General features: G+C 62.7%; 19 protein-coding genes. 8 read left to right on the top strand and 11 right to left on the bottom strand.

Annotated features, from left to right (window positions below; all coding sequences use genetic code 11):
* The first annotated feature begins 260 nt into the window (after positions 1-260).
* Positions 261-1799 (top strand): O-antigen ligase family protein, encoded by a 1539-nt coding sequence (locus ABIC16_RS06085; RefSeq protein ID WP_354290426.1) that lies wholly within the window; start codon positions 261-263, stop codon positions 1797-1799.
* On the opposite strand, the gene ABIC16_RS06080 is transcribed toward ABIC16_RS06085, so the two are convergent.
* Positions 1780-3114: an oligosaccharide flippase family protein gene (locus ABIC16_RS06080; RefSeq protein WP_354290425.1), complete on the bottom strand. Its 1335-nt coding sequence runs from the start codon at positions 3112-3114 to the stop codon at positions 1780-1782. The genes ABIC16_RS06085 and ABIC16_RS06080 overlap by 20 nt on opposite strands.
* Before the next feature lie 139 nt (positions 3115-3253).
* Here ABIC16_RS06080 and ABIC16_RS06075 point away from each other — a divergent pair, with 139 nt between their 5' ends.
* Complete coding sequence (locus ABIC16_RS06075; RefSeq protein ID WP_354290424.1) at positions 3254-4972, top strand: hypothetical protein; 1719 nt, start codon at positions 3254-3256, stop codon at positions 4970-4972.
* 38 nt (positions 4973-5010) lie between these two features.
* Positions 5011-6096, top strand: coding sequence for a glycosyltransferase family 4 protein (locus ABIC16_RS06070; protein ID WP_354290423.1), 1086 nt, complete (start codon positions 5011-5013; stop codon positions 6094-6096).
* A gap of 15 nt (positions 6097-6111) precedes the next feature.
* Here ABIC16_RS06070 and ABIC16_RS06065 read toward each other — a convergent pair whose 3' ends face one another.
* Together ABIC16_RS06065 and ABIC16_RS06060 are read right to left on the bottom strand one after the other, a co-directional pair.
* Positions 6112-7506 (bottom strand): HlyD family type I secretion periplasmic adaptor subunit, encoded by a 1395-nt coding sequence (locus ABIC16_RS06065; protein WP_354290422.1) that lies wholly within the window; start codon positions 7504-7506, stop codon positions 6112-6114.
* Positions 7503-9404 carry a type I secretion system permease/ATPase gene (locus ABIC16_RS06060; protein ID WP_354290421.1) on the bottom strand — a complete coding sequence of 634 codons (1902 nt, stop codon included), beginning with the start codon at positions 9402-9404 and terminating at the stop codon, positions 7503-7505. The genes ABIC16_RS06065 and ABIC16_RS06060 overlap by 4 nt, the downstream gene beginning before the upstream one ends.
* 563 nt (positions 9405-9967) lie before the next feature.
* On the opposite strand from ABIC16_RS06060, the gene ABIC16_RS06055 reads away from it, so the two are divergent.
* The 4 genes from ABIC16_RS06055 to prsR all read left to right on the top strand — a co-directional run bounded on the left by ABIC16_RS06055 (position 9968) and on the right by prsR (position 15487).
* Positions 9968-10426, top strand: a complete 459-nt coding sequence (locus tag ABIC16_RS06055) for a pilus assembly protein PilZ (RefSeq protein ID WP_354290420.1) — start codon at positions 9968-9970, stop codon at positions 10424-10426.
* 612 nt (positions 10427-11038) lie between these two features.
* Entirely contained in the window at positions 11039-11905 is an 867-nt protein-coding gene (locus ABIC16_RS06050) for a PEPxxWA-CTERM sorting domain-containing protein (protein WP_354290419.1), read from the top strand.
* 165 nt (positions 11906-12070) lie between these two features.
* Positions 12071-14107, top strand: coding sequence for an XrtA/PEP-CTERM system histidine kinase PrsK (prsK, locus tag ABIC16_RS06045; RefSeq protein ID WP_354290418.1), 2037 nt, complete (start codon positions 12071-12073; stop codon positions 14105-14107).
* A 3-nt stretch (positions 14108-14110) separates the two neighbouring features.
* The gene (prsR, locus tag ABIC16_RS06040; protein WP_502958286.1) at positions 14111-15487 is read left to right on the top strand and encodes a PEP-CTERM-box response regulator transcription factor; all 1377 of its coding nucleotides are present in this window, start codon (positions 14111-14113) and stop codon (positions 15485-15487) included.
* 68 nt (positions 15488-15555) lie between these two features.
* On the opposite strand, the gene rfbB is transcribed toward prsR, so the two are convergent.
* The 8 genes from rfbB to ABIC16_RS06000 form a co-directional block, all read right to left on the bottom strand.
* Positions 15556-16629, bottom strand: a complete 1074-nt coding sequence (rfbB, locus tag ABIC16_RS06035; protein ID WP_354290417.1) for a dTDP-glucose 4,6-dehydratase — start codon at positions 16627-16629, stop codon at positions 15556-15558.
* On the bottom strand, positions 16622-17479 hold the full coding sequence (gene rfbD / locus ABIC16_RS06030; protein WP_354290416.1) for a dTDP-4-dehydrorhamnose reductase: 858 nt from the start codon (positions 17477-17479) through the stop codon (positions 16622-16624). Before rfbD ends, rfbB begins: the two co-directional genes overlap by 8 nt.
* The gene (gene rfbC, locus ABIC16_RS06025; RefSeq protein WP_354290415.1) at positions 17476-18021 is read right to left on the bottom strand and encodes a dTDP-4-dehydrorhamnose 3,5-epimerase; all 546 of its coding nucleotides are present in this window, start codon (positions 18019-18021) and stop codon (positions 17476-17478) included. Before rfbC ends, rfbD begins: the two co-directional genes overlap by 4 nt.
* On the bottom strand, positions 18015-18911 hold the full coding sequence (rfbA, locus tag ABIC16_RS06020; protein WP_277970635.1) for a glucose-1-phosphate thymidylyltransferase RfbA: 897 nt from the start codon (positions 18909-18911) through the stop codon (positions 18015-18017). Before rfbA ends, rfbC begins: the two co-directional genes overlap by 7 nt.
* A 92-nt stretch (positions 18912-19003) precedes the next feature.
* On the bottom strand, positions 19004-20026 hold the full coding sequence (locus ABIC16_RS06015; protein WP_354290414.1) for an SDR family NAD(P)-dependent oxidoreductase: 1023 nt from the start codon (positions 20024-20026) through the stop codon (positions 19004-19006).
* 115 nt (positions 20027-20141) lie between these two features.
* Entirely contained in the window at positions 20142-20774 is a 633-nt protein-coding gene (locus ABIC16_RS06010) for a Smr/MutS family protein (RefSeq protein ID WP_354290413.1), read from the bottom strand.
* A complete protein-coding gene (gene mltA, locus ABIC16_RS06005) occupies positions 20749-21996 on the bottom strand; it encodes a murein transglycosylase A (RefSeq protein ID WP_502958341.1) in 1248 nt (415 codons plus the stop codon). The genes ABIC16_RS06010 and mltA overlap by 26 nt, the downstream gene beginning before the upstream one ends.
* Positions 21997-22025: 29 nt before the next feature.
* Positions 22026-22670, bottom strand: a complete 645-nt coding sequence (locus ABIC16_RS06000; protein WP_354290412.1) for a Tim44/TimA family putative adaptor protein — start codon at positions 22668-22670, stop codon at positions 22026-22028.
* 181 nt (positions 22671-22851) lie between these two features.
* Between ABIC16_RS06000 and secB the strand changes: the two genes are divergently transcribed.
* On the top strand, positions 22852-23367 hold the full coding sequence (gene secB / locus ABIC16_RS05995; RefSeq protein WP_354290411.1) for a protein-export chaperone SecB: 516 nt from the start codon (positions 22852-22854) through the stop codon (positions 23365-23367).
* Positions 23368-23411: the final 44 nt, after the last annotated feature.

The following is a 23411-nucleotide window of genomic DNA, read 5'->3' as shown; positions in this document are numbered from 1 at the left end:
GGTTCATTCCAATGGCGAGCGTATCAGTCATCTTTACTTCCCCAAAGTCAGTGCTTTGGACAGTGTCTTACTGCAAGTGCCGTATGAGAATTGCTAGCGTGTTTGGTTAAAATTTGGCCAACCTCCGTTTTTTAACCGAGCGCTCGTTCCATCGAGCTCAGGAAGAGAATCGGCGCACTTTCCTCATCAGTCGAATGCTCTTAGGAGAAGGGGTCGACCACCCCTGCCGCCGCTGACGGGCAGCCAATCTCGAGCAGACCATGCTAGCACTCGCCAAGAATTTTGCCTACCTTGAGGTCGTTTTGGCGATCGGATGGGCAATTTACTTCACGATTCTGAAGCGGGAAAGCAAGATGGTGGTGGGGCATTTTCCATTCATCGTCATCACGGCGCTCAATTCGGCGCTATTCATCAGTCCATACTTTCCCGTTGCCCATCTGGCGGTTTTCTTGATCCCGATTCTTCTCGCGCGGACGAAAAAGCAATTGTTGGTAGTTATGGTGGTGGGATGCCTTCTAACGCCCGCGCTTGCCGCGAGTCTGAGCATTGGGGGCATCTATCTGTTCGGATGGACGCTTCAATCGACACTCGGACTTGGCGGATTGGTCGCAATCGCATCCACGCAAAAGGATCGGGGGGCGGAACCGGCGCGATGGAATATCGCACTCGCCGCATTCGTCTTGCTCCTGATCATCATTGCGATCCGCGGGACAAGTGCGACGAACTGGTTAAGACAAATCCTTGCGGTCGTTATGTCTTATGGTATTCCCGTATTGGTTATCGACCAATGCATGCGATCAGCCGCAAATCGACGGACGTTCCTCCTCACACTGGCCGGGATCGGCAGTATGCTCGCTGCCATCCTGACGTATGAGTCTCGAGTCCACTGGCCGCTTTATACGTCACTATACAATAAGTTTCAGGTGCTTTTGCCTGGTCTAGTCGTCAAGTTTCGCGACGGTTCGATGCGGGCTTATGGTCCACTTGACGAGGCAACGAGCGCGGGCTTTGCCTTGGTCATAACATTCGCCGCCGCCCTGGCGTGTCACCGCGACTTTCGAAACGGGCCCGCGCGCTATGTCGTACCGGCCTTGATCGGGCTCGGTATCCTTGCACCGCAATCGCGCGGGGGCATGATCGGCGCGGCCGTCGTTCTGGTCTGCTATGCTTTCTACCATTACGGAAGTGCGGGATTGGCCAAGGCTGCTGCCTTGCTGGCACCGCTTGCCGCCGTATATTTCGCTCGGTCCAATTCCAACGGCGGGGGCACCGCGGACGCTCAAAATACCGTTGATTATCGCCAGCAACTCTTCCACCGCGGCATGGAGGAATTCTGGAAGAACCCGATTATCGGGGACTCGATGGATGATGTGATGGCGCGCATGGAGGATATGCGCCAGGGCGAAGGAATCATCGATTTCGTCAACAGCTATCTTTATTTCGGATTGGCACTGGGCGTGATCGGCGTGGTCCTGTTTTGCATCGTGCTATACTATCCGACGGCACGGCTGCTTCTTGAAAGGCACCGGTTGAACCGCCATGCCCCGACGGGCACGTTCGGCGGCTTCGCCTTCGGTGCACTGCTTGCGGCTGGCGTGATGCTTGCCTTTACCTCAATTCCGCAACGCCCGATTATTGTCACGCTGGCAATCGCGGGCGCGGCGCTGGGCTTGCGACCACCCCGGCGGCCGTTACGGAACGCCACGCCGGACACGGCGGCACCCATGGCGCCGCCGTCCGATTTCGGAATTACGCAAACGGCGGTTGCCCACCTCGGCCTTAAAAATACAGGATCTTGATGAAGATCGACATCACGACGATCAGGCCGAGACACAGGGCATCGACCTTCACCGAGAACAGACCGTCCTTCGCGGCCATGTACGCGACGTAAATGTAGCCGACAAACGTTGCGATGCCCCCGCCAATCAGCATGCCGATGGTCCCGCCAGCGTAGAACCCGAGCACGGTGCCGAGGATCCGCGTGACCATGAACACTGCCATCAGGTTGGCGTGCAGCCTAACCTTGCCCAACGCCATGAACGCGCTTTGATAGCCGGCGGACACGATCCCGATCGGCCCGGTCACACAGAGCAATGCCATGTACCCCGCCGCCGCATGGTAGCGGGAATCGTACAGCCCCCAGATCAAAGGACCCGCGGCAAGCCCGAGAACAAAGAAGATCGGCAGCGACCCCAGCAGGATCCGCGTCCGGATCTTGGCGAAGGTCCCCAGGAACCGCTCCTGCCCATGGATCCGCGCTTCCGATAGGGCTGGAAACCCGACCAGATTCTGTACCTGCGTCGCAAGTTCGGCCGGCATCGTCGCGAAGGTCGTTGCGATCCCCAGAATGCCGAGCGTCTCGATCGAAATCAGGCCGCCCTGAATCGCGCGAATACCCTGGCCGCCCAGATAGGTGACCATCGTGGAGACAAAGATCCACCGACCGAATCGCAACAGGTTGCGGGCAGCGACCGGATCAAGGTGCAGCTTGTGACGATGCCCCGGCAGCGCCACGAAACCCAGTACCGTAGAAACAAACGCCCCCGCAACGCCGCCATAAGCAAGCGCCCAGACGGTTCCGAGCCACCACGCGAACAATGCGGTGATGGTCAGCGTAATGAACTGCCCGGCGACCTGCACCGTGACCAACGCCCCCAGGTGAAGCTTCTTTTCGCGCAGCGCCAGCGTCGTCGAGGCGAACCCGTTGATCGCCGCGGTCGCCCCCAAGACGCACATCAACGGGAATAGCACCGGCTGCTTGTAAACGAGCGCCGCCGGCCACGCGATCAGGCAGCACACGCCCCACAGGATGAAGCCACGGATGACCTGTACCGTCCAGGCGGTGTTGAGATACTCGTCCTTCGCGCCATCTTCGCTCTGAACGATCGCAGGCTTGATCCCGACATCGCTGAACATCGCCAGACCGATCAGGATGACGTTGGCCAACGTCATCAGACCAAAGGCTTCCGGGAACAGCAGCCGAGTCAGGATCAGGTTGGAGGCCAACTGCATGACCCGCTGCATGCCAAACCCCGCAACCGCCCATACGCTGGCCAGCGTTGCGCGCTGACGCAAGGTGTCGGCGTTCGAGAGGAGTGCCGTCAACCGCTTCATGACCATCAAATCTCACCGTATTGGAACAACGCCGAACTCGAGCAACACCACAGAGCTTTCGCGTGATCCGCGTTGCGGACGCCCAGTGGGTGGATCGCCAAGGATGGTCAGCGAGGAAGGTCGCGTATATAGCCACGAAATGCTGATCGATAGACGAAATCTACTGCGATGGTCGGGTGCCGGAATTAGCGCCCTGATGTTCGGTTCCTGCGCGCGCGCCATGCCGCAGGACCTGAACTGGCCCGGCCCTGTCGTTCCGCCGTCCCAAATGCCGCATTTGCCGATTGGCATGAACCTCGCGGCTATTTCTGATTACGCGCCCGGTTTCCCGTTTCACAACCTAATGTGGGGCGCCCGGCCCTGGATGACTCACAACACGTCCGGCGGTGGTGAATGGAATACAGATCAGCAGGATGCGTTCACCTTCGACACTAACGGCTATCCCCGTGAAGTGCCGATGAAGGTTGACGGGATGCCGCCCCAGTGTGTCTTCACCCTTCTCCCGAACACCCTTAAGCCGGGAAAATATGTTCTTCTTCACGACGGTGAAGGCGTGTTCAGAGGCGTGATGGGCACGCGCGTGATCAGTCAGGGACGCGGCCGCGCGCTCCTTGAGATGACCCAAAACGGGAAGTTGACGGAAGGGATCTCGATCGAGCGATCAAACCCTGCGAATCCCGTTCAGAACATGCGTATCGTCCCGATCGCGAGCGAACATATCGATCTCGCGGAGAATCCGTTCCTGCCCGAATTCCTCGACTTCTGTCGTCCGTTCCATGCATTGCGGTTCATGGACTGGGGCGCGACCAACAATTCGATCGAAGAGTCATGGTCGAGCCGCCGCCTCCCGTCATTTTATACCATGACCCCCAAAACTGGTAATCCTGACGACACGAAAAGCCGTGCACCTAATGCGTTTGACCGTCGCTTCTCCGGCGGCGTCGCACTTGAAGTCATGATCGCGCTCGCGAATACCTTAGGGATCGATCCCTGGTTTTGCATTCCGCACCGCGCAACGGACGAATATATCGCTGAGATGGCCAAGCTGGTGCACACCAAGCTTGACCCCAAGCTGACCGCTTATGTCGAGGTTTCCAACGAAATCTGGAACTGGCAGTTCTTCCAGGCTGGCTGGATGCTGAACTCACAACGTCTTGGCGCGATCGTTGAGGCGAAAGGCGGCAAAGCATGGAACGATGCCGCCAAGACGAAGGGCACGAACCATCCAGAACGGATCGGGGCGTTGTTCGGGCACTTTTTCCAAGTCTGGCAGCGCAACTGGCCCGCCAAGGACAGGTCGCGCACCGTACGCGTTTGCGGGACACAAACCGCTTGGCTAGACGTCGCGCTCCGCACTATCGACGCGACTATGGCAAACGGGGGCTGCGATGCGGTTGCACAGAGCGGCTATTTTGGGCCTCGCGACGAGGAATATCAGTATTTCGCCGAGCGTGGGGCTGCGTTGACGGCCGACGACGTCATCAAGGAACTACGCAACGTCATTGCCGTACAGGCGCAGCCTGGTGCGGCACTGAGTGCTGCGCAGCGCGCCAAGAAGCTAGGACTGCGCTACGTGGTCTACGAAGGTGGCCAGCATCTTCAGCCGAAAAATCAAGCAGATTTGCCGTACAATCCGGCACTGGGTGCCGCGCAGACTCACCCGGCAATGTACGACCTGTATCTCGAGAATTTGCGCGGACAGGTCCACCTCGGCTGTTCGCTGTTCTGCGCATATAGCAGCATCGGTGGTCAGGGGACGCGCTGGGGCAGCTGGGGCGCCAAGAGCAGCTATGCTCAACCTAACGCGGAAGCACCAAAGTACAGGGCGCTGCTGGCTGCGAATGAGCCCCGTCGCTGATGGGACGCGAAAATGATGCAATGACAGGTTTGCCACACATGCGGATTACGATCGTGGCCGCGTCGATCGACAATAGTGGTGGATTTCGGGTCGTGTCGGCACTTGGCCAACGGCTACTTGCCAGCGGTCACGACGTGCGCATCGTCGCTCCGACCAAGGCACAGCCAGGGTTACGAGCAAAACTGCGCGCTTTAAGGCATCGGCAAACCTTGCGACCGAGACAACAGCACAGCGACCACCTCGGGTCCTTGCAGGACCGTACGACGGTCGTTCCTCACCGCGCGCCCCTCGTTGCCGATGATCTTCCAGACGCCGACCTGATCATTGCAACGTGGTGGGCAACGATGGACTGGCTTCAGGACCTTCCGGCGACGAAGGGCACACCGGTGCATCTGGTCCAGGATTATGAAACCTGGGGCGGTCCGTCGCACAGTGTAGATCACGTAATGCGGATGGGGGGACCGAAAGTCGCGATCTCCACCTATCTCCACAAATTGCTCACCGATACCTTTGGCCAGCGCGACGTGCTGCTGTTGCCCAATGCGGTCGACCACACGTTGTTTCATGCCGAGCCGCGGTCGAAACAAAAGACCCTTACGATGGGATTTGTCTACGCACCGGATCCCCGAAAAGGCACGGATCTCGTCCTAAAGGCGTTGGATCGGGTCAGGCACACAATGCCGAATATCAAGGTCGTTGCGTTCGGGCATCATGCGCCAACCAAGGAACTCCCCCTTCCCTCTTGGATCGATTATACCATCTCGCCGAAGCAGGAAACATTGCGGGCAATCTACGCCAGCTGTGACGTTTGGCTGTTTGGAAGCCGCAGGGAGGGGTTTGGTCTGCCGATCCTCGAGGCGATGGCCTGTCGAACACCGGTTATTGCACTCAATGCCGGCGCCGCGGCGGACTTGATCGACGACGGTTCCGGCATCTTGTTAGACAACGAAGATTGGACTGGAATGGCGGACGCGATCCTTCGGATCGGAGCAATGTCCGAAGAGGAATGGCGTGCCTATTCGGACCGTGCGCATCACCGTGCGGCAGAACAAAATTGGGACCGTGTCGGCTCCGCGCTGGAGCATTGGCTGGTAGACGTCGTTGCGCGGCCCCGATCGCGCTGACCTCCTCGCCACCCCCTACCGTTCGCGCAACGCAGTCTTGCGCGCCTCGTCGATCGGGCTCGTCAGATAGCTGAAGAAGCTGCGGTCGCCCGTCACGATGTCAGCGGTGACCATCATCCCCGAGGTCACCGGCACGTCGCGGTCGCCGCGCGCCATCCGCGTCCGGTCGAGCGCGACGCGTAGCACATAGACCGGGCCGAGCTTCTCGTCGTCGACCGCATCCGGGCTGATCCCGAGCACGTGCCCGGGGATCAACCCATAGCGCGTGAACGGAAACGCATCGAGCTTCACGCCGACCTTCTGCCCGATGCTGACGAACCCCGCGTCGCGATTGAGCAGCTTGACCTCGGCGACGAGCTTCCCGTCGCCCGGAACCACCGTCATGATCGGCTTTGCGGCTTCGACCACCCCGCCCTCGGTATGGACCGACAGTTGCCCGACCGTCCCCGTGACCGGCGCGCGCAGCGCCTGGAGCGTGGTCCGCTGGGTCGTCTTGACCAGTTCGTCCTGGCGCAGCCGCATCTCTGCCGTCGCCTTGACCAGTTCGTCGAGCAACGCAGAGCGTGCATCGGCACGCGCCTTGCTCGAATTGCTCGCGGCCCCGCCCGCCTGCGCGGTCGCGCGGCGGATCGATTGCAGCGCGCTATCGCGGTCGCGCACCTGCGCAATCCGCTGGCGCCGCATCTCGAGCACCTTCATTTTCGATACGAACCCCTTGGCGAGCAATTGCTCGTTGGCCGAAATCTGTTCGTCGAGCAGCGGGAGCGTCTCGGTCAGCTTGGCGACTTCCGCGCGCGCCGATCCGATCTCCGCGCTCGCCACGGCATTGCCCGCCTGCTGCGCCTGAATCGACGCGTTCACTTCGGCCAGCTTCGCGCGCGCGAGCGATTCCTGCAAGGCGGCGGCCGACGGATCGGTGCCCGCCGGGGCGACGAAGCGGAAGCCCTTGCCGTCGAGCGCATCGACCACCGCCCGCGTCCGGGCGACCTGGAACGATACGGTGTCGAGCGCCTTGCGCGCCTGCGCCGCATCGGTCGCCGAGACGGTCGGATCGAGCAGCACGAGCACCTGCCCCTTCTTCACATGGTCGCCGTCATGCACCAGGATCCGCCGGACCACGCCCGCTTCCGCCGGCTGGACCAGCTGGACCGCGCCGGTCGGCACGATCCGCCCCTGCGCCGAGGCGATGATGTCGGTCCGCCCCAGCGTCAGCCACAGCCCCAGCGCGGCGACGCCGGCGAGCAGCACCTTGGCCGTGATCCGCGCGGTCGGCGACACCGGTCGCTCGATCACTTCGAGCGCGGCGGGCAGGAACGCGGCATCGTCGATCCGCAACCGCCCGACGTTCCGGGCCTTTTCCTCGGCGAGCGTGGCGGAGATCATCCGCCAGTTGGTCGTCAGCGCGTTCATGCGGCGATATCCTTCAGGCCCGATTGGCGGCGGTGGAGCTCGGCATAGCGTCCACCCTTCTTGATCAGTTCGTCATGCGTGCCGACCTCGACGATCCTGCCCTTCTCCAGCGCGACGATGCGGTTGCAGTCGCGCACGGCGGACAAGCGATGCGCGATGACGACGACGGTGCGCCCCTTGGCGATCGCGCTCAGATTGTTGCGGATGATCTCCTCGCTCTCGGCATCGAGTGCGGAAGTCGCTTCGTCGAGGATCAGGATCCGCGGATCGGTGACCAGCGCGCGCGCGATCGCGATCCGCTGGCGTTGCCCGCCCGAGAGGTTGACGCCGCGCTCGACGATCGGCGTGTCATAGCCCTGCGGCTGTTGCAGGATAAAGCCGTGCGCCCCCGCCAGATTCGCCGCACGCATCACGCGGTCGAGCGGCATCGCCGGATTGACCAAAGCGATGTTCTCGCGGATCGAGCGGTTGAACAGGATGTTCTCCTGCAGCACCACCCCGATCTGCCGCCGCAGCCAGGTCGGATCGACTTGCGCGATGTCCATCCCGTCGATCAGCACGCGACCGCTTTCGGCGAGGTACAGCCGCTGGAGCAACTTGGTCAGCGTCGACTTGCCCGACCCCGAGGAGCCGACGATCCCGATCGATTCGCCCGGCGCGATGTCGAGCGTCACCCCGTCCAGCGCCGGCTGGCTGTCCACCGCATAGCGGAAGCGCACCGCCTCGAACGTGATCCCGCCCTTCATCGCGGGGAGCGTCACGCGCGAGGTCGCCTGCGGCTCGACCGGATGGTTGAGGATGTCGCCCAGCCGCGCGACCGAAATCCGCACCTGCTGGAAATCCTGCCACAGCTGCGCGAGACGGATCACCGGCCCCGACACACGCTGCGCGAACATGTTGAACGCGACGAGCCCGCCGAGCGTCAGCGTCCCCCCCATCACCGATTTGGCGCCGAAGAACAGGATCGCGGCGAAGGTCAGCTTGGAGATGAGCTCGACCGCCTGGCTGCCGGTGCTGCCGACGTTGGTGACGCGGAGCGACGCGGCGCTTGTCGCGGCGAGCTGGCGTTCCCATCTATCCTGCCACTGGGGTTCGACCGCGGCGGCCTTGACCGTCTGGATCCCGCTGACGCTTTCGACGAGCAGCGCGTTGCTCGCCGCGCCGCGTTCGAACTTTTCCTCGATGCGCTGGCGCAATGTGCCAGTGACCATGACCGAAACGGCGACATAACCGACCAAACTGACGACCACGATGCCGAAAAGCGGCGGCGAATAGACCAACATCGCCGCCAAAAAGACGCAAACGAACAGCGGATCGACCAGCACGCTGAGCGACGCGGTCGTCAGGAATTCGCGGATCGTCTCGAGCTGCCGGACCCGCGTGACCGTATCGCCGACACGGCGCTTCTCGAAATAACTCAGCGGCAACGCGAGTAAGTGTCGGAAAAGGCGCGCGCCGAGCTCGACGTCGATCTTCTGGCTGGTCTCGGCATAGACCCGGCTGCGGATCCACCCGAACATCGTCTCCCATACCGAAACCGCGACAAAGCCGATCGCCAGGACATTGAGCGTCGTCTGCGCATTATGCGCCAGCACCTTGTCGATAACGTTTTGAAAAAGCAGCGGTGCCGCCAGCCCGAGCAAGTTGAGTGCAAAGGTGATCAGCAGCACTTCGCCGATCAGTCGGCGGTATCGGACGATCTGCGGCACGAACCAGCTGAGGTCGAATCGACCGTTACCCGCCCCGCGCGCTTCGCGTGTGGTCAGCAGGATCAGCTCGCCGTCCCACAGCGCATCGAGCGTCGCGCGATCGACCTTTTCGACCGCATTTCCAGGACGTTGGATCAACACGCCGTCCTCGACGAGCCGCCCGATCACGAACCATCCCGCCGGGTCCACTGGCGAGCGCCGGAAGCGGTTGCCGCGACAGCCGGCCGGGTTCGACGGTGACGGACTTGGCCTTGGCCCCGTCCTGCCGACGCGCCAACCGCACGATATCGCGCGCTGTCAGCGGTTCGGCATGCCCCAGTTCGTGGCGCATCTGCGCGGGATCGACCGAAACGTTCTGGATCGCGAACAATAGCGCCAGCGCGCGTGGACCCGTTTCCGGATCGATCTTGCGTGCCTCTTCCGGGCCAAACGCCTCGGACAATCTGCGCTCGACGCTCTCGTGCAATTTCATGAATGCGGACCTGACAGCCTTGGGATACCGTCTATTTGCCGCGGATTGGTAAAGATTAGGGTAACGACACACCCGGCCGTTTTCAGGCCGCTAGATAAAAACGCGGTCATCCAGACGGTTGTAGCGGGCGGGCGCAACGCCATCAGCATACCCGTTAGACGAAAAAGTCGTACCGGATCACCAAAGCCCTTCCGCAATCGTTCGCACTATGGCACAAACATGACACGACGCACGTTGAACGATGCGTGAGTGAGTGCCCTTTAGGAGAGTGAGCAAGACCATGATGTTCGCCGCCACGCTATCGAACGCTGGACGCTCCACCACCCGCATCCCGACGGCACGACCGGCGACGCTCCGCGACGCGCAGCGGCAACCGATCGATATCTTCATCGAGAACCTTTCGGTCGACGGGTTCGGCATGTCGACGACGACCAGCCTGTCGCGCGGAGAGCGCGTCAGCTTGCAGCTCGCGGGGATCGAACCCCGGGAGGCGCGTGTGGTGCGACGGCTCGGGCTGAGCTACGGCTGCGAATTCGTCACGCCGCTCGACCCACGCGATCTGAGCTTGGCGCTCGACGCGGGGATCGTCCTCAACGGTCAGTTCACGGCGAATGACGACGCAACCTCGCGGCGTGATCGACAAGGACATGTGTCCAGGCTCGGACAGATCGGCATCATGGTATCGCTCAATATCCTGCTGTGGTCTGCGATCGGCGTGAGTATCCACGCCATTCTGTGATCGAAGCACGGTAACAGCAGCGAACTGTCGCTATAGTTTACAACGCCGCATAGGCGGAACCCGTGTGCTTGGAGCGACTATCCATCGCAGGCATTCGAAGTGCTGTGGTTTATCCATATGTCCATGCCGCTGTTTACCGCCAGGCTCGCGGTTTGCGCGCATAGCTGGTCTCGTCTTCTTTGCTTGATATCCGCAGCCTCGCAAGCTGCATCGGTATAGGATCAACCGATCCTCTTGAGGACGGCGCGGTTCCTGAGCACAAATGCCGTTCCGCTAAGCGGACGCCGGTTCGCAAACACCGCCTCTTGCGTGGGATCATCAACTCGAAAGTCCTTGGCGCAAACGGAAGCCTGAACAACTCTCAGGCAACGATCAACGGCTCTTTCTTACTCCCCTTTCGGCTACAGCCCGCGAAGATCGTTCTGTCGCAGGCTACATCTTGGCGAAGACCTGCGATTTGCAAACAAGTGGACGTGATTAAGATCGTTACGGTGTAAGAACTTATTACACTTTCAACTTCTGGTTACCTCTATCCCCTTGAAATATCAAAAGTCTAAAACCGGCATTGATATTGCATAGCATGAAATACGCTAACGGTACCGGTATAGTGCCTTGGCGCGAGTAGAGTGTACAACTGTTCTCGTGCAAGGATTCCTTATAATGCAGTTTAAATCGCTTTTCCGTTCAGGATATCGTCTTGCAGCGGTCGCCGCTTTAGCGGTTGGCGCTACGCAGGCGTCCGCTGACGTCCAGACGTTTGCAACCTTCTCCTCCATCAGCCCTACCAAAAACATTCGCTTGGTAAATTCCGGAACCGGCGCTAGCCGCACGTCGGACTTTGACATCTATACCACGTCGACAGCTACCAGCACGTCGGTCGGCGCGACCCAAGTTAATTTCAGCTTCCTCCAGAAGGGGCTGAGCGCCGTCATCTCCAATGCCGTTGCCAACTTCACGCTCTCGGCAGCAGCGACCGCAAACGAGCAGGCCATCGCCGCAGGGTCGACTCTGGTTCAGCCCACGATTTCGGGGTTCATGACCTTTACGTCTACGCAAGCCATCACGCTGACCAGTCCGTTCTTCGCGACCAAGACCTTTGCTGCCGGCGCAAACTTGCTCACGGTGACGTTCGACGGTGCCATGTCCGGGACGAAGAACGGCAGCAACGTGAACATGGGTGGATCGACCGAAGGCGGAAACAACATCGTCTTTACGTCGGACTTTCTCGACTTCTCGAACGTAAACAACAGCGATCTGACCACGTCGTTCAGCGCCCTCACCGCGGGCCTGGGAATCGACACCAACAAGTCGCTCAAGTCGTTCCGCGCGACCGCTGGCGGACAGTTCTCGTCTGATCCTGCGCCGCTCGTCCTCAACGTCGTTCCTGAGCCGGTGACCTGGGTCATGATGGTTACCGGTTTCGCAATGCTTGGTCTGGCCATACGTCGCCAGCCACGCGCCGCGCGCCTCACCGCCTGACATCTGTAAGGATCGGGATGTCGAACCATTCGACATCCCGATCCTCTTTTTCCGGTCGCTCACTGTGTGGACCGTGGGCCCGAATTGGGCAGACGCAAATGACCCATTAATAGGCAATCGATCGTCACAATTTTTTACGCCAAAGCGATGGCGACGGTGTAGACGGTGGTGGTGGTGTTGTTCTGGATCCTCGTCGCTACCGGCGTCGCTTATGCCATGTTGGCGGCATGGCGTGTTTCCCTCGGAACCGGACGGGATCGCGCACCGACCCTGGTGCTGGCCTTTGTCGGCATGGCCGCCTGGGCCGTGTCGGGACTATCGCAAGACCTTCTTCTGATCGTCGGCGCGCAATTGTTCCGCAATCTGGCCTGGCTCGTCTATCTCGCGAACGCGACCCATCCGTTCGCCGATTCCTCCGGACGGAGGACGCACAGCGCGACCGTGCTCGGAGCGCTCTCGGTCTTTGGCGCGGTTGCAGCGGTGATGGGGTTGATCCAAGCTCCCGAGACCCCCGGCGCGATGACCTGGGCCCTCGTCACGATCGCGTGCCGTCTGCTCCTGGCGATCGGCTTCATCATCTATCTGCACAATTTGTACAACGGGTTGACCAGCAACAGCGGCACCGGCTTCCGGCTGATCCTGTTCGCGCTCGGCATGCTCAACGCTTATGATCTCAACCTCTACACGGTCGGGCTGCTCGGATATCACGTCGCCGAACCGTTGAGCATCGGACGTCCGGTCCTCGCGCTGCTGCTCGTCCCCCTCTTCCTCGTCGCCGCGCGCCGCCGCGAACATTGGAAGATCGCGCTGTCCCGCAAAGCGACGTTCCAGTCGCTCTCGCTGGTGGCGATCGGCCTGTATTTCGTGAGCATGTCGATCGTCGCGCGGTCCGGCACCACGCTCGAAACCGCGGCCGGCCCGGCGATTGCGATCGGGGCGGTGCTGGCGTTGTCCGCACTGGGGGCGATCGTGCTGTTCTCCAGCCGAACGCGCGCTTGGCTCAAGGTCATCATCGTCAAGAACCTGTTCCGTCACCGTTATGATTACCGTGCCGAATGGCTGCGGTTCAGCGCTACGATTTCGGATTCCAAGGGGTCTGCCCTGTCGCTCGAGGAACGCGTGGTCAAGGCAGTCGCCGACGTCACCGAGTCTCCCGCCGGACTGCTCCTGATGACGAGCGACCAGCACGCTTTCGATGTGGCGGCAGCGTGGAGCTGGGGCCATCGCGCAATGCCGGGAAATGGCGTGGTCCGCTTCCCCGAGGTAGAACGGGCGCAACTCCAGCAGGGCTTGATTACCACGCTGGATCCCGAAACGCGCAACACGTTCGCGGCGTCAGACCAGACGGACGACAGCGAAGCGATCGGGGACGCCTGGGTTGCGGTCCCCCTGATCTGGTTGTCGACGATGATCGGTGTCGTCATCCTCGCAAAGCCACGCCTGGCACGCGCACTCGACTGGGAGGATTTCGATCTCCTCAAGGTCATCGGCCAGCAAGCGGCGGTCCATCTGTCGGATGCGCACAAGCAGCTCGAACTCGAGGAAGCGCGTCGGTTCGAGGAATTCAACCGCCGCTTCGCCTATATCATCCACGACATCAAAAATGTCGTGAGCCAATTGTCGCTGCTCGCCAGCAACGCGCAGCAACACGGCTCCAACCCGAAGTTCCAGGCCGAAATGAGCCGTAGCCTGACGAGCGCGGTTCAGAAGATGAACGTGCTCCTTGCTCGCCTGTCGCCGGACCGGGTCCTGCAATCCGCGACGCCCGAGAGCATCGACATCGACCGGTTGATCGATACCGTGGTGACCGGGCGAGTCGATCAACGCTCGCTTTCGATCGGGCTACGCTCGGGCGCGCAGGCGCGCGGCGATCTGGAGAAGCTCAAACTTGCGCTCGACCATCTCGTCCAGAATGCGATCGAGGCCAGTCCTGCCGACCAGCCCGTGGTGGTGTCTGCAACAGCCGAGAATCGGCAATGCCTGATTACCGTCGCCGACAAGGGGATCGGCATGTCCGCCGACTTCATCCGGAAGGGCTTGTTTAAGCCTTTTGTCTCTACAAAGGGCGGTGGCTTCGGAATCGGCGCTGCGGAAGCGAAGGCGTTGGTGACGGGAATGGGCGGATCGCTCCGCGTGACCAGCACCGAGGGGCATGGCAGCGTCTTCACCATCGAACTTCCGCTAAGCGACGTGCGTGATTAGGTAATGGCGGACATGGTCGACAACATCCAAAAACCAAAACTTTTGATCGTCGAGGACGATCTCGATCTCCAAGCGCAGCTCGAGTGGGCGTTCACCGATTATGAGGTCGTGACCGCGGGCGACCGTGCAGCCGCGCTCACCGCGCAGCGCACCGAGAACCCCGCGGTCATCACGCTCGACCTGGGGCTGCCGCCAGACCCGGACGGGACGTCCGAAGGGTTCGCGACGCTCCGCGAGCTGATCGCACAGAACCCGACGGTGAAGGTGATCGTCGCCTCCGGGCATGAAGCCCGCGAAAGCGCGCAAAAGGCGATCGCGCTCGGCGCCTATGATTTCTATTCGAAGCCGATCAACATCACCGATCTCAGCCTGATCGTCGGGCGCGCCTTCCATCTGGCGGAGATCGAAGCCGAGAACCGCCGCCTCGCCGAACAGGCCGATCAGCTTGCCAGTGCAGAGGGCATCATTACCGGCGCGCCGCAGATGCTGACGGTGCTGCGCACGATCGAGAAGGTTGCCGACGTCGATGCGTCGGTGATGCTGCTGGGCGCGTCCGGCACGGGCAAGGAACTGCTTGCCAAGGCGATCCACACCAAGAGCGCGCGCGCGCGTGGGAATTTCGTCGCGATCAATTGCGCGGCGATCCCCGAAACGCTGCTCGAATCCGAGCTGTTCGGCCACGAAAAGGGCGCGTTCACCGGCGCGGTCAAGGCGACGGTGGGCAAGATCGAGATGGCGAACGGCGGCACGTTGTTCCTCGACGAAATCGGCGACGTCCCCTTCGCGATGCAGGTCAAGCTCCTCCGCTTCCTGCAAGAGCGCGTGATCGAGCGCGTCGGCGGGCGCAAGCCGATCCCGATCGACGCGCGCGTGGTGACTGCGACGCATCAGGACCTCACCACGCTGATGCAGGAAGGCAAGTTCCGCGAGGATCTCTACTTCCGACTTGCCGAAATGGTGATCCGCATCCCCTCGCTCGCCGAGCGGCCGGGGGACGCAGTGCTCCTCGCCCGGTTCTTCCTGCGCAAGATGAACACCGGGAAACAGGCGCGGATCAAGGGGTTCGCGCCGGATGCGCTGACCGCGATCAACAACTGGCCGTGGACCGGCAACGTCCGCGAACTCGAGAACCGGATCCGTCGCGCGACGATCATGGCGGAAGGATCAATGATCACCGCGCAGGATCTCGATTTCGAGCCGACCACCCAAGGAATGGAACGCACCGAATTGCGCGTCGCGCGCGAGCGCGCGGATCGTTCGGCGATCGCGGCGGCGATCGCGCTCAATGACGGCAATCTGTCGGCGGCGGCGCGTGATCTCAACATCTCGCGCCCGATGCTCTACGACCTGCTCAACACCTACGGCATGACGAAGAACTAGCCAACGCTACCCCTTCCCCGGCCCGCGCCGGGGAAGAAGCGCGTCAGCTTGAAACCGCGGACCCGCTTTTACTTGCTGGTCAGCTTCGCGCGTTCCAGCATCGGCTGCCACCACGCTTCGTTCGCGAGATACCAGGCGAGCGTATCCGCGAGGCCACCCGCGAAATCACGCGCCGGCGTGTAATTGATCTCCGCCCGCGCCTTGCGTTCGTCGATCGCGTAGCGGCGGTCGTGGCCCTTGCGATCCTCGACGAAGGTCTTGAGCGTCGCAGTCGCTTCCCCGCGCGCGGCGGGCGAATTGGAATAGCGCTCGGCCAGCGACGGATCCGCGGCAAACGCCGCGTCGACGCTGCGGCAGATCTCGTCGATCACGGTCAGGTTGGGGACTTCTTCCCCGCCACCGATGTTATAGACTTCGCCCGACGTGCCGCGCTGCAGCGCCGCTTCGATCCCGCGACAATGGTCCGACGTGTGGAGCCAGTCACGCACGTTCATCCCGTCGCCGTAAATCGGCAGGTTACGACCGTTGAGCGCGTTGATCAGGAACAGCGGGATCAGCTTTTCGGGGAATTGGAACGGGCCGTAATTGTTCGAGCAATTCGTCGTCGTCACGTCCAGCCCGAAGGTGTGATGATAGGCACGCACCAGATGGTCCGCCCCGGCCTTCGATGCCGAATAAGGCGAATTGGGTGCATAGGGTGTGGTTTCGCTGAAGGCGGGATCCGTCGGGCCGAGCGACCCGTAGACTTCGTCGGTCGAGACGTTGTGGAAGCGATGCGGCGTGCCGCTGCCGCCGTCGAGCCACACCGTCCGCGCGGCGCGCAGCAGGCTGTGCGTGCCGAGCACGTTTGTCGTGACGAACGCGTCGGGATCGAGGATCGAGCGGTCGACGTGACTTTCCGCCGCGAAGTGCACCACGGTGTCGATCGCATGGTCGCGCAACAGCTTCGTGACCAGATCGGTGTCGAGGATGTTGCCGTGGACGAAGTCGACCGCCTCGACCCCGTCGAGGTTCGCGCGATTGCCGGCATAGGTCAGCGCATCGAGCACGACGATCGCATCGTCGGCATGGTTGGCGCGCCAGTAATGCACGAAGTTCGCGCCGATGAAGCCGGCGCCACCGGTAACGAGCAGATTAGCCATGGTTCTGGATCTCTTCGATCATGATGTGGAGATTGTCGCGCCACGGCGTCGGCGCACGGTCGAGCGCGGCATAGGTCGCCGAACAGTCGAGCACCGAATAAGCCGGGCGCCGGGCAGGCGTCGGATAGTCCGCAGTGGTGATCGACACGATCGGGACGGCCTTCTCGAGCAGGCCTGCGGCGAGCGCCTCTTCCTGAATCGCGACCGCGAAATCGTACCAGCTCGCCTGCCCGCCGTCGCTGAAGTGATACACACCCGTCACGCCGCGTTCGGCCAGTCCCCAGAGCGCCGCCGCCAACGCGGGCGCGTAGGTCGGGCACCCCACCTGATCGCCGACGACCCGGACTTGCGGATGCGCCTGCATCAACCGCAGCATCGTGCGGACGAAGTTGGCGCCGACCGGGCCGTACAGCCAAGCGGTGCGCACCACCAGTGCGTCCGGGCCAGCCGCCCGTTCACCGGCAAGCTTGGTGCTGCCATAGACGCCGAGCGGTGCCGGCGTGGCATCGGGCGCGTACGGCGTGGTCCCGCTGCCGTCGAAGACGAAGTCGGTCGAGACATGGACGAGCTTCGCGCCAAACGAGCGCGCTGCGGCGGCCAGGTAGCCGACCGCATCGCCGTTCACGGCCTGTGCGAGCGCCGCATCGCTCTCCGCCTTGTCGACCGCGGTGTACGCGGCGGCGTTGAAGATCACGTCGGGCGCAACCTCCTGGACATAGGCCGCAACCCGCGCGGCATCGGTGATGTCGAGCACGTCCTGGTCGCCCGAGACGATCTCGACCCCTGCCGGGGCCGTGGCGATCAGGGCATGGCCAAGCTGTCCGCCGGAGCCAACGATCAGCGCCTTCATGACGCGGCGATCTGGTCGAGGGTCTGCGCGACCTGGTCCTTCGCGGACAAGGTCGGTTCGATTCCGTCGAGCGGCCAGTCGATCCCGACCTGCGAGTCATTCCACAGCAAGGCGCGCTCATCCTTGGGCGAATAGGTGCTGGTGCACTTGTAGAGGAAGTCGGTGTTGTCCTCGAGGCTGAGGAACCCGTGCGCCAACCCCGGGCCGACCCAGAACATCCGCTTGTTCGCCGCGCTCAGGTGCACGCCGGTCCATTGGCCGAACGTGGGCGACCCCTTGCGGATGTCGACAGCGACGTCGAACACCGCGCCCGACACCACGCGCACCAGTTTCCCCTGCGGGTTGGGTTGCTGATAATGCAGTCCGCGCAACACGCCCTTGGCCGAGCGGCTGTGATTGTCCTGAACGAACGTCCAGTCGAGCCCGAGGTCCTTGAAGGTCGTGTCGTTCCAGCTTTCGAGGAAAAAGCCGCGATCGTCACCGAACACCTTGGGTTCGAGGATCAGGACGTCCGCAATCGGCGTCTTGATGACGTTCACCATTGCGGATGCCCCTCTTCGAGCAGGCCGAGCAGGTAATCGCCATAGCCACTCTTGCGCAATTCACCGCCGAGCCGCTCCAGCTGCGGCGAATCGATGAAGCCCTTGCGCCACGCGATTTCCTCGGGGCAGCAGATCTTGAGGCCCTGCCGCTCCTCGATAATGCGGACGTAATTGCCCGCGTCGATCAGCGAATTATGCGTACCGGTATCGAGCCAGGCATAGCCACGCCCCATGATCTCGACGTTGAGTTGGCCCGCGTCGAGATACATCCGGTTGAGATCGGTAATCTCGAGCTCGCCTCGCGGCGACGGCTTGAGCTGATGCGCGAAATCCACCGCGCGCTCGTCGTAGAAGTACAGGCCGGTCACCGCATAGTTCGACTTCGGGTTCTTCGGCTTTTCCTCGAGATCGATCGCCGCCCGCGTCTTGGGGTCGAACGCAACCACACCGTACGCCGACGGGTCGCGGACATAATAAGCGAAAACCGTCGCACCAGCCGTGCGAGCATTCGCCGTATCGACCAGATCCGCCAAGCCGTGACCGTAGAAGATGTTGTCGCCAAGCACGAGCGCCGACGGCTTTCCGTCGACGAACTCGGCGCCGATCAGATAGGCTTGCGCCAGCCCGTTGGGCTCCGGCTGCACTGCGTAGGTGATCGAGATTCCGAGCCGGCTGCCATCACCCAGCAACCGCTGGAACGCGCTTTGCTCATGCGGGGTCGTGATGATCAGCACCCGCTTGATCCCCGCGAGCATCAGCGTCGACAGCGGATAATAGATCATCGGCTTGTCGTAGACCGGCATCAACTGCTTGGACGCCGCCTGAGTCAGGGGGTGCAACCGCGTCCCGGATCCGCCTGCCAGGATGATTCCGCATCTTTCGACCGTCATGCTCTATCTCTTATCCTTGCCCTGAACCGCAACGTTCGAACCATAGGCGTGCCATTTTTCGCCTACTTAAGTTCTGCGTCGGTTCCTAGGCGTTATTGTTCAGGCGTGGCGTAATAGCCGCGATACCATGCGACGAAGTGTTTGACCCCGGTGCGAACGTCCGTCGCAGGGGCGTAACCGGTCAGGCGGCGCAACAGATCGGCGTTCGCCCAAGTGGCGGGCACGTCGCCGGGCTGCATCGGCAGATATTGGCGCACTGCCGGCTTGCCGACTTCCGCCTCGATCGCCTCGATGAAATCCTCGAGCCGGACCTTGTCCGAATTGCCGATGTTGACGATCCGATACGGCGCGACCGGCGAAAGGCTGTCGCCGGCGACGATGTCCTGTGCCGACGCGGGACGCTCCGGCACGACATCGATCAGCAACCGGATGCCGCGCACCAGGTCTTCGACATAGGTGAAATCGCGCCACATGTCGCCGTGGTTGAAGATCTCGATCGGCGTCCCCTCGAGGATCCCCTTGGTAAACTTGAACAGCGCCATGTCCGGCCGCCCCCACGGTCCATACACCGTGAAGAAGCGGAACATCGTCGTCGGAATGTCCCAGACGTGCGCATAACTATGCGCCATCGCTTCGTTCGCCTTCTTGGTGGCGGCGTAGATGGTCAGCGGCGTGTCGCTCTTGTCGGTCTCCGCAAACGGCATCGCTTCGTTCGCCCCGTACACCGACGACGTCGACGCCATCAGCAGATGCGCAACCTTCAACGCCCGCGCGACTTCCATCACGTTGAACGTCCCCGTCACGTTGGTGTCGATATAAGCGCGGGGGTTTTCAAGGCTGTAGCGGACCCCGGCCTGCGCCGCGAGATGGACGATCACGTCGGGGCGCGCCCGCGTAGTATAGTCCATCAACCGGTCGGCCTCGAGAATGTCGAATTCCTCCGCGGAGAAGGCATTGCTGCGCTGCAAGTCGGCGTGCCGGGCGCGTTTCAGACCAACGTCGTAATAATCGGACATCGAATCGACCCCGACGACCCGAAAGCCTTCGGCCAGCAAGATCTTGCAAAGATGATAGCCGATGAAACCAGCCGATCCGGTGACCAATATTACGCGCACGGAGCCATTCCAGCGATCCTTTTCGTCATTCGACCGACCGGCCCGGGGAGACCGTCACTTTGCACGGCCAGCCGCGACCGCCAAGCCTGTTCCCACACGCAGGGTTGCTATTGCTTTAAAGACCCCGGGGTCGCTTGAGCACAATGTACAGCGCGCCGGCGCCACCATGCCTTGGATGTGCCGCCCGGACGGCCGCGATCGCGGAGCTGTGCCGGGAGCCTGCCAGCCAATCCCCCGTCGCCGCCCGGATCGCGCCCCGCGCATGCGGGCGCTCGCTTGCCGGACGCGGTGGCTTTCCCGTCACGAGCAGGACGGTGCGGTCCCCCGCGCGAATCGCCTGCGCCAGGGCCGCGTCAAGCAGATCATACGCGCTGGCGAGCGTATGCCCGTGGAGATCGACCGTCCGGTCCGGCGACACCAGACCGCGCGAGAGCTTGCGGTCCCAGCTCCCGTCGAGCGTGTTGGCAACGACTGGCGGTTGCGCGCGCACGGCACGCGGCGGCACCGTCGGGCCGGTTCCCGCGAAGACGGACGCCGGAGACCGGGACGGCTTCACCACCATCGTCAACGTCGGCGGCAGCGATCCTGCCTTGGGCTTGATCGCTTGGGCCGGTTTGGGAGCGGCGGCGGATGGACTGACCGGTTTCTTCGACAGGGGTTCCGCCGGTCGGCGCGCAATGGGACGCACGCCGGACATGACGCGGACCCATAAGGCGGCCTCGTCAGGGCTGAGGGATCGGTGCCCCATTGGCCCTCTCCTGCGTCAGGCGTGCGATCGTCCCGGTCGGCACGAGCAGGAACGCCGTACCGCGCGCCGACATGCCGCCAGCGGTTGCCTCCGCGTCGGGCCCGGCACCCCAGAAGGTATCGATCCGGTTGGGCCCCTTGATCGCCCCGCCGGTATCCTGCGCGATCCAAAGCCGGCTCGCGTCCGCGCGGTCCATCGACAACAGGACCGGCGCGCCCAGCGGCACGAACTTCGGGTCCGCTGCAGCGCTCACGCCGCCCGTCACCGCGACGCCCAGCGCGCCCTGCGGCGCGCTCGCCTGCTCGCGGAAGAAGACGTAGCTCTTGTTTTCGCGCATGATCGCGGTTGCCTCGTCGGGATGCGCGTGCAGCCACGCGACGATCCCCTGCATCGAGGTCTGCCCCGGCCCGAGCAGCCCGCGCCGCTTCATCAGCGCACCGATACCGGTGTAGTCGCGGCCGTTCTGCGACGTGTAGCCGATCCGCACGATCGATCCGTCGGGCATGCGCAGCCGCCCGGAACCCTGCACCTGCAGGAAGAACAACGCGACCGGATCCGCCGCATAAGAGATGATCGGCGCCCGCCCGCCAAGCGTCCCCTGCTCGATCGCGGTGCGATCGTCATAGGGGACGAAATTGGACCCAGACACGCGACCGCGAATCTTGCGGCCTTTAAGCGAATCGCTGAACAGCCCGAGGTCGACGTCGATCAGGTCGTTCGGGCGACCGTAGATCGGCACCGCATAGCCCGGGACCGGCTGGCGCGACGCTGCGATCTCGGGTTCGTAATATCCGGTGGCGAAAGCCTTGCCGTCGCCGACCTGCACCGGCTCGAAATATTGGGCAAAGAAGGCGCGTGCACCGCCAGGGGCAACTGTCGGCGCTGCGGCACAGGCCGCCTGCCAGTCGCTGCCCCGCGTCAGTCCGGACGAATCCGTCCGCCGCTGAAGCGATGCGCACGACGTTCGGAATGCAACGACCGCGCGCACTGCATCCTCCTCGCGCAGCGGCAAGTCGGCAACCGGTGGACCAGCGACAAAACCCGAAGCGACGGCGTTGACGCTCCCGGGAACGGCAACCGTCGGTACGGCTTTGATCGGCGTCGCGGGAACGGGCCGGGCGACCGGCGCCGGACGCGATACGGGTGCGGGTCGTTCGACCTGCCCACCGCACGCCGACAGCAGCATCGCCACACCGGCACACAGCCCCCGCCAGGGCAGCATACGGGCCACTTCCCCCCGTTGCACGGTCATCACGCCTCGTCGGTGTCGGCGAGCTTCCAGTTCGGATCGCTGCTCTTCAGCGTCCGCGTAAAGGTCCACACGTCATGCGTTTCCACCGCGTCGGTCATCGACCCGGCGATCACCACCGACTCGGCGTCTCGCGTAATCGCAACGATGTCGGCATCGAAGCGAACCGTGATGCGCGCGACCTTGCCGTCGAGTACCGCATCAGAGACGATCGCTTTTTCGATCGAGACGACGCGATTTTCGAGCTTGTGACCGGCTTCCTTGCGCTCGTCGATCGCGGCGACGAACGCATCGCGAACGCCGGCTTCGGTGAGCCAATCCAGTTGTTCGGTGTCGCCCTGCCAGTATGATTCCAGAATCATCCGGTACGCCGCCTGCGCGCCTTGGAGGAACCGTGCGACGTCGAACGACGAATCCGCCGAAATGATCGAGCGAATGCCCGACTCGGCCTTGGGTTCGACCAGCCGACTTGCAGGCTCCCGTGATTCAGCGATCGCTTCGACAGGGCGCGGGACGAGGGTCAGGGGCGCCCTGTCCTCCGCTGGCTTGGGCAAAGGCTGTTCGTGCCCGGTGCGCTTGCCCAGGACTCGATACAGTTGGAGCGCCATGAAACCGGCGATCATCGCGAGAATAACTAATAGGAACACGCGGCCTCCGGCGGGTTGGCAGACAGGGATACATAGGCGCAACGCACGAAGGTTTCAAATGATGCGCCACGTGCGTGACAACCGGCGCCCGTTGAACTCGGCTCGCCCCCCTGCTACGCGCGCGGCTTCGACTGCGCCACCCGTGGCGATATCTATAGTACGGACATTAAGGACGCGTTGCATGAGCGAGCAGGACGACGGCTTCATCACTTCGACCGGGATTGCCGGTGAGCCTCTCGCCAACGGGGCGGACACCGCCCCCGCAGCCGGGATGATCTCGCAGTATATCAAGGACTTCTCCTTCGAGAACCCGAACGCCCCGGCAATCTTCCAGAACCAGACCGCACCCGCGATCGACGTGCAGTTCAACATCGCATCGGCACAGGTCGGGGACGATGTGTACGAGATCGTGCTGCGGATCGAAGTGAAGGCGGACGCCGACGGACAGGTCGCGTTCCTGGTCGATCTTTCTTACGCCGGGCTGTTCGGCCTGCGCAATTTCCCCGCCGAACATCTCCAGCCGTTCCTGCTGGCGGAAGCGCCGCGCCTCATGTTCCCGTTCGCGCGCCGCGTCCTTGCCGATGCGATTCGCGACGGTGGCTTCCCGCCGCTGCTGCTCGAGCCGATCGACTTCGGCGGCATCTTCCTCGCGCAGCAGGAAGCCGGCGCGACCGCCAACCCGCTCGGCTCGGCCTGATCCGATGACGTCCCCCCGGCGCTGCGCCGGGGGGATACCGGGTC

The sequence above is a fragment of the Sphingomonas sp. PvP055 genome, assembly GCF_040546365.1.
Lineage (GTDB): Bacteria > Pseudomonadota > Alphaproteobacteria > Sphingomonadales > Sphingomonadaceae > Sphingomonas > Sphingomonas echinoides_A.
The sequence above is the reverse complement of the archived record's forward strand: the minus strand, read 5'-3'. Positions and strand labels throughout refer to the sequence as shown.